The sequence below is a fragment of the Metallosphaera sp. D4-4 genome, assembly GCF_046245145.1.
Lineage (GTDB): Archaea > Thermoproteota > Thermoprotei_A > Sulfolobales > Sulfolobaceae > Metallosphaera > Metallosphaera sedula.
The window spans coordinates 1,582,653-1,592,229 of sequence record NZ_CP176412.1 but is presented as its reverse complement, the minus strand read 5'-3'; the positions used below and the strand labels follow the sequence as shown (position 1 = coordinate 1,592,229).

Here is a 9,577-nt window from a genome sequence, read left to right as displayed (position 1 = left end):
TGGTGGCTAACTGACTACACCAGTTCACCTTTCAGTAGGAAGGCTTAACGTTGACGTGATAGTGAAGGCGGATAGAATACCTGAACCGGATCACCCATTCTACACTGACACCATGGGTATCTTTCCTGGGGGAGCTGCAACTAACTACGCCCTGAGTGCACACAGGTTGGGTCACGGTTCTAAGATACTGGCCAAGATAGGGAGATCCCCCATCGTGAAATCATTGATGACGCAATTGGCAGAGGAGGGAGTTGGACTGGACTACGTGGAAGAGGTGGACGTTGAACCAAATCTGACCATCATCTTTTTGAGAGAGGATGGGAGGATATCCATGATCCGAAAGAAAAGCCACTCACTAATACCAACGGCCGAGGACGTAAGCAAGATGAGGGGAATGTTTGACGTTGTTCATTTCGCATCTGTTCCCCCAACGTCAGTTGTGTATGACGAGGGCTCTAAACTGGTCAGCTATGACCCTGGGCCTTACGCTGCAGAGTACGGTGGGGAGAAGGTTGATATAATTTACACTAACGAGGCTGAGTACAAGAGACTAGGATCTAGGGTTAACGCTAAACTGGTGGTGATAAAGCGAGGAAGTAAAGGAGCCACAGTATTGGGGGACGGAGTTGAATGCGAAGCCAATGGCCTTAGGGTTAGCGTTGTTGACACAACGGGAGCGGGCGACGTGTTTGACGCAGCATTTAACGTAAAGTACTCCCAGGACGAGCCTGTGGAAGACGCGTTAAGATTTGCAATCACGGCTTCAGCCCTTAAGGTAGAAAGGCTTGGTGGAACTGGCTCACCAACACTTGAGCAAGTTGAAGAAAGACTAAAAAAGAGTGAAGTAAAAGTAATTTGTAGATGATTGTATTATTTGTTGACTTTGACTATTTCTTTGCTCAGGTTGAGGAGATCCTCAATCCCTCGTTGAAAGGTAAGCCCGTGGTTGTTTGCGTCTACTCAGGGAGGACGAAGGACAGCGGAGCAGTGGCAACGTCCAACTACGAGGCGAGGAAATTGGGAATTAAGGCTGGAATGCCCATAATCAAGGCCAAGGAGATCGGGAAAGATGCTATATTCCTTCCCATGAGAAAGGAAGTATACCAGCAGGTATCACGAAGGGTTATGAACATAATTTCGGGGTACGGGGATAAACTGGAGATAGCCAGCATTGACGAGGCCTACCTGGATATAACCAGGCGGGTGAAGGACTTTGACGAGGCGAAGGAGCTGGCGAGGAGGTTAAAGGCTGAAGTACTGAAGAAGGAAAGGCTCAGGGTAACCGTGGGAATAGGCCCCAACAAGGTTGTTGCAAAGATAATTGCAGATATGAATAAACCAGATGGGTTGGGGATTATCTACCCTGAGGAGGTTAAGGATTTCCTCCATAACCTTGACATATCCAAGGTACCTGGAGTAGGAAAAATAACTGAAGAGATCCTGAGAAAGGCCGGAATCAATAGACTAGGTGATGTCGTCAATAAATCGGGGGAACTCGTCAATCTTGTGGGGAAGAGTAAAGCCAATTACCTGTTGAGCCTGGCAAATAACACGTATCATGATCCAGTTGAATCTAGGGAGATAACCCATAGGGGGAGATACGTCACCTTACCTGAAAATACCAGGGACCTAAATAGGATACTTCCGTCGTTGAAGAGGTCCATAGAGGAGGCCTACTCCAAGGTGGATGGTATTCCCATGGAGATTTACGTTGTGGCGATCATGGAGGACTTGGATATAATGAGCAAGGGGAAGAGTTTCAAGTTCGGGGTTTCCCAGGATAGGGCACTCTCTGTGGCTCAGGAGTTGTTAAACAAGATTCTCGAGTCCGATAAAAGGAAACTGAGAAGGGTAGGGGTAAGGCTGGGGAAGATAACTAAGTCCTCAACCCTAGAGGACTTCCTCCACTGAAAGGGTTATCAAACCCTCAAGCTTCCTTGGATCAGGCTTCCCAAATCTGTTCACGTAATTGAGATAACCCCTCACTCCCCTGTCCTCTCCCTCTATCCTTGCGTCGATCCTGGGGTTAAGTATTAGGGGAATATTTTCTGTGACCCTAGACCTTTCTATCCTTATGGTCTTGGACAGTTTATCCATGTCCTCCCTTACACCTTCTGCCCTTACCATGACCTTATCTCCCTCCACCAACTTGATGCCATTCACCTCGCCGTATTTGTCCTCTACTAGGACAAACCTAGCGAGTCTGCCACCCTCCACGTCCTCATAGAAGTTTAGTCCAAGGAGATACTTTCCACTCACTGCAAGGGGAATGACCACGAGCCTTTCGTGACCAGCGAGGTTGGCTATAGGCTTTATTTTGACCTTCATGAATCTACTTTCGTGCTCGAGATAGATGGGTCTTTCGGTGAGGGCGGTGGACAGATCCTGAGATCCTCGTTAGCCCTGTCATCCCTCACGGGGAAGGGGTTTAGGATAAGAGGGATAAGGGCGAAGAGGAAGAATCCAGGCCTTCAACCTCAACATCTGACCAGCGTGAGGGTAATGAAGATGCTCACCAACGCCAGGGTCAGGGGAGATTACCTTGGATCCACGGAGCTTGAGTTTGAGCCTGGTGAGGTTGTGGAGGGGAGTTTCACCGTGGACGTGGGGACTGCGGGGAGTGTATCCCTAATAGCCATGACCGGTATTCCACTGATGATTAACAGGAGGATCTCCCTTAGAATTAGGGGTGGGACCGACGTGCCACTCTCTCCCCCGGTGGATTACATGCGACTCGTTTTCATCCCCCTCTTGGAAAAGATGGGTATCACTGGGAAAATTGAGGTAAAGAGGAGGGGCCACTACCCCGAGGGAGGGGGAGAGGTCGAGGTTTACGGTTTCAGGGGAGAGCCCAGGGACCTGGTGCTAGATAGCTTTGGCGAATTGAGGGAAATTACAGGGGTCTCGCACGTTACCTCCCTCCCCGCGCACATAGCGAAGAGGCAAATTCAAGGTGCAATGGAAGTCCTAAGGGAGTTTAATGTGCCTGTAAAAGTAGAGGAGGAGGTAAGTAATGAAGGAAGTAGAGGCACAGGAATAGTGCTGTCAGCCCACGGTCTTTCAATCATGGGTGCCAGTAGCCTAGGCGAGAAAGGAATTACCGCAGAGAACGTAGGTAGAAAGGCAGGCACAGAACTACTTAAGGAGTTGAAGACTGGGGCTGCCGTGGACTCCCACATGGGAGATATGCTGGTGACCTTCTCGGCCTTCGCGAATCTGGAGTACACGGGATCCTTGTTGACACAACACACTGAGACTAACATAGAGGTGATCAGGAAGTTCCTAGAAATTGACGTGAAAATTGAGGGCAGGTCTCCCTTCAAGCTTAGGTTGAAGAGGAAGTAGGATAAATCACGGCCCTTCCCACGATTCTCCCCTCCATTAGGTCCATTATGGCCTGGTTTACCTCGTCTAGAGGGTAAGGTACCGTTAAGGTCTTCAGCTTACCATCCTCAAACAACTTTACCACATCCACTAGATTCTTCATAGTACCGTAGAGTATTCCCCTCACCCTGAGCCCCCTGAGAACTAGGAGCTGATCTGGGATAGATAGCTCCCCGCCAAACTCGCCAACTATCCTCAGCTCTCCCATCCTCCTCAACAGCCAAGGCAAATCCCTCAACGTGAAGTCGCTTCCCACGTAGTCCAGGATAAAGTCGAACTTCCTCAACCCCACCGAACCGGAGAGATCCGTTGAATATTCCCCCTTAGTGAAAACTATCTCGTCGGCCCCCAATTCCCTAGCCTTCTTCAGCTTCAGTGAGTTCCTACCCACAACCCACACCTCGGAATTGAGGTTCTTGAGAAGTTGAATTGAAAGTAAAGCCACTGCTCCCGTCCCAAGTACCGCAACCCTGCTTCCCTCAGTTATTCCCTCCACAGAGCTCATCGCCGTCACACCGGCGTCAGCCAGGGGGGCAACCTCAAGGGGTGAACCCCTAACAGGGACAAGGGGAAAACCAGTGACGTCAACTCTCTCCGCAAATCCGCCATTTCTTTGAATGCCTAAAACCTCAACCCTCTCACAGAACTGTGGAAAACCGGATCTGCATTCCCTGCAGGTACCGCAACCCTTGGCGTTGTAAACGAGAAATGTATTTCCAGTCTCATCCACCACTGATATCTCGTGCCCAAGGACTAGGGGTAACCTAGTTTGGACATCCCAACTCCACTGACCCGTGAGGACGTGTAAATCCCCGTGACATAGGCCAGTAGCCCCCACCCTCATGGAAACGTTTGGAGGAGGAACGTCCTCCAGGACCAGGGGTCTTCCAAACTCCTTAAGAACCGCAGCCCGCATTACCATCCTGCCTTCAGGTAGGCGTCCCTCTCCCATTGGGTTACAAACGATTCATACTCGTCTATTTCCCTCGTTTTGAGATCAAGGAAGGCCCTTATTAGCTCTTCACCTAGGGAATACTTAAGGGAGGTGTCGCTTTCTAGGTTGCTCAAGGCCTCCCTCAAGTCTCTGGGAATGCTCTTTACGACGTTATTGACCTCGGCGTCTAAATTCTTCTCAATGCCCTCAATCCCAGCCATGATGATAGCTGACAACAGCAAGTAAGAGTTGGTTAAGGGATCCGCAAGGCGAAACTCTATTGCCTTTTGCTCCTTTATATTACTGGGTATCCTAAGGAGGAAGTGCCTCTCTGAACCCATACCACCTAGGTTCGGAGTTACTAACTCCTTGAACCTCTTGTAGGAATTTATCGTGGGAGAGGCTATAGCCAAAATTGATCCCAGGTGCTCCAGAATTCCACCAAAGAACGCGTAAGCTGTTCTACTCAGCCCCACTCCCTTGGGGTCGTTGGGGTCCAGCATGGCATCGGAACCGTTTGACTTAACCAGCTTGAGGTAGATGTCCATGCTACTTCCAGGTGTATTGGCGAAGGGCTTCGGCATGAATGTTGCCATCTTCCCGTGAAGTTTAGCAACGTCCCTGATTACTTCTCTCGCCGTTATCAGGTAATCCGATGCACTCATCACATCTGCAGAGGAGAAGGTGATCTCGTACTGCCCGGGACCATAATGCTTGTTTATCATCTCAACTTGCACGCCCACCATTTCAAGGTGCTTGATTACATCCTTCAGGAAATCTTGCTGATCCATTAACCCCTCCGGAGAAAATGCCTTTCCCATGTCGGCAGTCTCCCAGTTACCCTGATTATTCTTAAGCAGGTAGAAGGTGGGTTCAAATGAGGTTTCCAACCTGAGACCGTGCTCCTCTAGTTTATTTACTGCCCTCTGTAGAAGGCTTCTTGTACAGAAGGGTAATGGGGAACCGTCTGGTGAGAAGAGAAAGGAGAGCACTCTTGCTGTCCTCTCAAGGTAGGGAATTATCACAAAGGACTGCGGGTCAGGAACGGCTATCATGTCCTCGTATCTTGACTTTAATGGTCTGTCTTGAAAATCTAGCATGACTAGTGACTCGGCGTAGGGAACTCCAAGGTCTTGGGCCATGACTCTCTCAAACTCTGCCCTTCGAAGAGACCTTCCTCTAACATGGCCTAGGATGTCTATGAACTCCACTCTAACGTAATCGACCCTGCCAGACTTAAGGGTCTCAATGAGATCTGTCCTTGACAACTTAATCTGCAGTTTACTGATCCGGCTCAAATAAAAGCATTAGGTGAGACAATAGTTAATACCTTCTGGTTCAATATAACTCATGGACCTCGAGGAACTGGAAATAATGAATCTCGGGGTCATTGCTTGCCAAAGAAGGGTGATTAGAATAGGAAATTACGAGATTAACTTCTCTAGGCAGGTTTCCGATGACGCCGTATACCTAGTTGAAGTCAAGTTCAGAGGGCATTTGAAGTCCAGAGGTATCTTCACGGATTTCAGAAACGCTACCCTGTTCGCAGGTTCATGGATTAAGAGCCTAATATGATCAGGTGTTCTTCCTTATGTCCAGGATCACGTGATACTTTCCGGGGTTAACGCTCCTCACCACCCTACCTTCCACCGCCCCTGGAAAGGAGGCCATAGCCTTACTCACAGGGTCCTCATCCCGGTTTGCCTCCACTTCGGCGAAGAGATGGAGATAGCCTCCAGGTTTTAGCCTTGACATGGAGAGTTCATATGCCTCTCTGTCCCTCTCGGGTAGCGGGGAGATTATCCTGTCCAGGGGTTCAAGTTGGTTCAGCCTGACAAAGGCGTCGCCGTACATGGGTATTACCCCGTAAGCGCTATTGAGCTCTACATTAACCATCATGAAGTAGTAGGCATATGGATTAATGTCGATGGAGTAAACAACTGCAGGTTTCCTCAGCTTATAGGCTAGAATAGAGATTGGACCAAATCCTGAGAAGAGGTTAGCGACCCTCTCGCCTGGTCTGACCTTTTCAGCTATCCTCTTGTGCTCATAGGATAACTTCTCCGAGAAGAAGACCTTCCTCAAATCTAGGTAATAGGAACATCCATGTTCCCTGTAGATAGTATCACTCCTGTTCTCTCCAGCAAGGTGGACGTATGTGGGAAGTCTGTATATCCCAGACACATCCCTCTTCCTACCCCACACGGACTTGACCCTAGTCTTTCTCATTACCCCGTCAGCGTAGGCCCTAAGCTCGTTCATTTCGAAATCAAAGGGTATGGGAATTACCGCTATATCTCCCACTATCTCAATTCTTTTCCAGATGCGACCTCTCTCCAAACTCATTGATAATCTCCTGGACCTCCTCTATGTCCTTGCTACCTACGTTAAGGGGAACAGTTCCGTCAAGAACTGGCTCGCCACCCACAATTACAGTCTCTGGTACTCCGGTAGAGAAAAGTAGGGTCTCGTACGGCGATGTCAAATCAAGAGGGTAGAATGGTGGTTCATTCACCTGGTAAATCACTAAGTCTGAGGTCGACCCTATCTCTAGCGGATAATTCATGAGGAGTTGATTGTAACCCCAAAGTGTTGCTGACTTGAAGGCCTCATCCGGGGTAAGAAGTAGCCTGGAAACAGCAAATCCTAGTTCTGCCCTTGGATCATATCTCAAACTAAGATCTAGGGCAATAGAAGGAGAATAGGACCCTAACGTGAATTTACATACCTCCACTGACGGGAGAAATGACAGGCCGAAACCGCGTTGCCTTATTACAGACAGGTCCCCCCTAGATCCGCCTCCTAGGGCTATGACTTTGTTTGGTGTGTTCCCCGAAAGGCTGACCGACCTATCCACAAGAACAGGAACCTTGAACTCGTTGGATAAGGCAATTACCTCGTCCAAATCATCGTCACTACATACCTTGAGAACAACCCTAGTTTCTCCGCCACTCCACTTCTCTCGAAGGACCTTAAACTCCCTCTTCCAGTCAGATGGACCCCAGCTACAACCCACGTTCACGGCAATTATGGGTCTAATCCCTACCTTAATCATGGCTCTTGCCACGCTTTCAGGATAGGGATCTGCCGTTACCGCGCTGGTAACACCAACCCTCAAAAGATGATAGGCACCCAGAATAGCGAAATGGTAAGCGTCACTTTGAGTCATAGAGGACACTATCTCATTGGCGTTCCTTTTGCCAGAGACAATTGAATACCTAAAGGGGTAAAGCGAAAGGATGGTATGAGTTGAGATAAGCCCAGGCGAGACAATTCTATCCCTTCCCCCTAAAACTAGTTCGGCATCTTCAAAGTCTTCAGGCTCTTCCTTCGTCATTGCTACCAGCTTGGATCCATCTATTCCTAGGTGGACATCCCTCAACACGCCAGTTTTGCCATACGCAATTCCCGCCTTAATCGAGATTTTCAAGACTCTTCCTTGAGTTGAGTAAAGCTCGCTTGACTTATAAACATAAGGAAAGAGACGAACACCAAGGAGGAGGCTAGGCACTTTCTCAGCAAGACAAACCACTTTTAACTCAGAAACCCTATTTCAATACGCCTTGTTTATTGAGGCTCTTGAGGAGGAGGCCAAAAGGATTCGTGACGTGAGGCCAAATGTATCTATCAGCCTTGAGGACGGAGTAATAACTGGAGCTGGAGATTCCTACGCCTCATGCCTAGCACTAGAAGGCATATCCAGGGGGAGGTTCAGGTGCGTCGATCCCTATGACCTACTGGAGTGGGACCCTCCTCACATTCTTGTGATAGTGTCTGTATCGGGCAGGCCAATCGTTTACCAATGGTTGCTGGATAAATTTAGCGGAAGAAGCAAGATTTACGTGGTCACAGCCAACACGGAGTCGCGTATTGCCAAACAGGCCAATGAAGTGGTGGAGATACCTTACACCTCAAAGATACAGCTCCCCGGAACTCTTTCCTTTGTCTCAACCCTCAAGACCTTGTATGCCCTAGCTGGTATTGACGAAAGGGATGAAAAAGGCGCACCGCTTTCCTTAGGTCATGAACCATTCTTCGTGGGAAGGGCAGGAAATTACGGAATCGCCTACTTCGCGTCCTTAAAAATGTTTGAAATCTTCGGGGAAGTTAGTAACGCAGAGAGGTTTGAACAATTCCTTCACTCGCCTGTATTCTCCACTGAGAATAGGATGGTAATACTACTCAGTTCAGGAAATGATAGGGAGAAAAGGCTCGCAAGTGAAATGAAGAACGTATCCTTAACTGAGTGCACAACGCTTTTGTGCAACACTGAATCTGTGATCCTGTCCTTGATCCAGGAGATGAAGGTCAGAAAATGGGACAGAATCTACTACCTCGAGAACAAAAATATCTTAAGGACCAGCTCCAACATGATATATTAGGTGCGGAAAATGACCGATGAGGTAGATCTAACAAAACAATCTGGGGGCTGTGGGGCTAACTCGCCGGCTGTCACCTTGATGAAGTTCTGGCTAGAAACTGGGGGTAATCGGGATATCAAAGTGTTTGCAACCCCAGGAGTTCAGGCTGATCAGGTTGATATGTGGGCCATGGCCATGAGTGACCAAGGGGTTAAGATACTAAAGAAGGACAATGAAGACGGTAAAGTTGTTTACATAATACACTTACCGTGATGGTCAATGAATTTCCTTAAGCTTGGTGAAGTTGTAGGCACTGCCCTACTTTTCTTCTCTGCCGTGATATACATTTTGGGCGATCCACTTCTCAGACTGATCTCCTATCAGGGACCTATTCTTTCAGGTGGATTACTTGGATGGTACGTTCTCCATAGTTCAACTCCTAACGAGAAGTATGTGGAGGATCAAGATGGGGAGAGGGTCCCTGTAACCTCTATTCTGATTAGGGGAAGGGCTTGGCTTCTAATCTTGGTGGGCATAATGCTCATGGTACCGTGGTTTACACCTCAAATTTATTCGGTAGCTCTTCATGAGCAGATGATCTTTGTGATGTCCTTTATCTTTCAGTTTATAGGAGGATTCATAGTTGGCTACGTCCTACCTTCACTGAAATTTATGGAAAAATTCATTCTATACTCTCTTGGATTTGGTGCTGACCTATTTTTCGTCCTCCTTCTCTACGTTTACTCGAACCTTTTTGACATATCTCAGACTGTACTTCTTAACAACGTCTTGGTTTTGGTGTATGGCGTTAAGCTATTGGAAGGTATTATGTTTGGGGTTTATATTGTGAGGAGGATTAACGCGATCTAATTACTATTCAACCTGAACACAACGTCAC

The 9,577-nt window shown here is 48.2% G+C and carries 12 protein-coding genes; 7 read left to right on the top strand and 5 right to left on the bottom strand.

What is annotated here, in order from left to right; all coding sequences use genetic code 11:
- The first annotated feature begins 55 nt into the window (after positions 1–55).
- Both ACI49J_RS08655 and ACI49J_RS08650 read left to right on the top strand, forming a co-directional pair.
- Entirely contained in the window at positions 56–865 is an 810-nt protein-coding gene (locus ACI49J_RS08655; protein ID WP_012020559.1) for a PfkB family carbohydrate kinase, read from the top strand.
- Entirely contained in the window at positions 862–1,911 is a 1,050-nt protein-coding gene (locus ACI49J_RS08650; RefSeq protein WP_409366329.1) for a DNA polymerase IV, read from the top strand. The genes ACI49J_RS08655 and ACI49J_RS08650 overlap by 4 nt, the downstream gene beginning before the upstream one ends.
- Here ACI49J_RS08650 and ACI49J_RS08645 read toward each other — a convergent pair.
- Positions 1,891–2,328: a hypothetical protein gene (locus tag ACI49J_RS08645; protein WP_240254863.1), complete on the bottom strand. Its 438-nt coding sequence runs from the start codon at positions 2,326–2,328 to the stop codon at positions 1,891–1,893. The two genes, ACI49J_RS08650 and ACI49J_RS08645, sit on opposite strands and share 21 nt — an antisense overlap.
- 12 nt (positions 2,329–2,340) lie before the next feature.
- Between ACI49J_RS08645 and rtcA the strand changes: the two genes are divergently transcribed.
- Positions 2,341–3,345 (top strand): RNA 3'-terminal phosphate cyclase, encoded by a 1,005-nt coding sequence (gene rtcA / locus ACI49J_RS08640; protein ID WP_240254865.1) that lies wholly within the window; start codon positions 2,341–2,343, stop codon positions 3,343–3,345.
- On the opposite strand, the gene ACI49J_RS08635 is transcribed toward rtcA, so the two are convergent.
- Together ACI49J_RS08635 and ACI49J_RS08630 are read right to left on the bottom strand one after the other, a co-directional pair.
- Positions 3,326–4,300, bottom strand: coding sequence for an alcohol dehydrogenase catalytic domain-containing protein (locus ACI49J_RS08635; protein WP_240254868.1), 975 nt, complete (start codon positions 4,298–4,300; stop codon positions 3,326–3,328). The genes rtcA and ACI49J_RS08635 overlap by 20 nt on opposite strands.
- Positions 4,300–5,586, bottom strand: coding sequence for a glutamine synthetase family protein (locus ACI49J_RS08630; protein ID WP_240254870.1), 1,287 nt, complete (start codon positions 5,584–5,586; stop codon positions 4,300–4,302). Before ACI49J_RS08630 ends, ACI49J_RS08635 begins: the two co-directional genes overlap by 1 nt.
- Positions 5,587–5,668: 82 nt before the next feature.
- Here ACI49J_RS08630 and ACI49J_RS08625 point away from each other — a divergent pair, with 82 nt between their 5' ends.
- Positions 5,669–5,893 (top strand): hypothetical protein, encoded by a 225-nt coding sequence (locus ACI49J_RS08625; RefSeq protein ID WP_240254872.1) that lies wholly within the window; start codon positions 5,669–5,671, stop codon positions 5,891–5,893.
- On the opposite strand, the gene taw21 is transcribed toward ACI49J_RS08625, so the two are convergent.
- The gene (taw21, locus tag ACI49J_RS08620) at positions 5,894–6,664 is read right to left on the bottom strand and encodes a tRNA 4-demethylwyosine(37)-methyltransferase Taw21 (protein WP_240254874.1); all 771 of its coding nucleotides are present in this window, start codon (positions 6,662–6,664) and stop codon (positions 5,894–5,896) included. It abuts the gene before it with no gap.
- Positions 6,627–7,748: an amidohydrolase gene (locus ACI49J_RS08615; RefSeq protein WP_240254876.1), complete on the bottom strand. Its 1,122-nt coding sequence runs from the start codon at positions 7,746–7,748 to the stop codon at positions 6,627–6,629. The genes taw21 and ACI49J_RS08615 overlap by 38 nt, the downstream gene beginning before the upstream one ends.
- 133 nt (positions 7,749–7,881) lie before the next feature.
- Between ACI49J_RS08615 and ACI49J_RS08610 the strand changes: the two genes are divergently transcribed.
- From ACI49J_RS08610 to ACI49J_RS08600, 3 genes are read left to right on the top strand one after another with little or no spacing between them, the layout of a single operon-like run.
- The gene (locus ACI49J_RS08610) at positions 7,882–8,700 is read left to right on the top strand and encodes a hypothetical protein (protein ID WP_240254877.1); all 819 of its coding nucleotides are present in this window, start codon (positions 7,882–7,884) and stop codon (positions 8,698–8,700) included.
- Positions 8,701–8,709: 9 nt separating this feature from the next.
- The gene (locus tag ACI49J_RS08605) at positions 8,710–8,952 is read left to right on the top strand and encodes a hypothetical protein (protein WP_012020568.1); all 243 of its coding nucleotides are present in this window, start codon (positions 8,710–8,712) and stop codon (positions 8,950–8,952) included.
- Between the two features lie 6 nt (positions 8,953–8,958).
- Entirely contained in the window at positions 8,959–9,549 is a 591-nt protein-coding gene (locus ACI49J_RS08600) for a hypothetical protein (RefSeq protein ID WP_240254878.1), read from the top strand.
- Positions 9,550–9,577 lie beyond the last annotated feature (28 nt).

Excerpts from the sequence above, each read along its gene's own strand:
- ACI49J_RS08650 (WP_409366329.1), top strand. The coding sequence starts at position 862 with ATGATTGTATTATTTGTTGACTTTGACTATTTCTTTGCTCAGGTTGAG.
- ACI49J_RS08645 (WP_240254863.1), bottom strand. The coding sequence starts at position 2,328 with ATGAAGGTCAAAATAAAGCCTATAGCCAACCTCGCTGGTCACGAAAGG.
- ACI49J_RS08635 (WP_240254868.1), bottom strand. The coding sequence starts at position 4,300 with ATGCGGGCTGCGGTTCTTAAGGAGTTTGGAAGACCCCTGGTCCTGGAG.
- ACI49J_RS08625 (WP_240254872.1), top strand. The coding sequence starts at position 5,669 with ATGGACCTCGAGGAACTGGAAATAATGAATCTCGGGGTCATTGCTTGC.
- taw21 (WP_240254874.1), bottom strand. The coding sequence starts at position 6,664 with ATGAGTTTGGAGAGAGGTCGCATCTGGAAAAGAATTGAGATAGTGGGA.
- ACI49J_RS08605 (WP_012020568.1), top strand. The coding sequence starts at position 8,710 with ATGACCGATGAGGTAGATCTAACAAAACAATCTGGGGGCTGTGGGGCT.
- ACI49J_RS08600 (WP_240254878.1), top strand. The coding sequence starts at position 8,959 with ATGAATTTCCTTAAGCTTGGTGAAGTTGTAGGCACTGCCCTACTTTTC.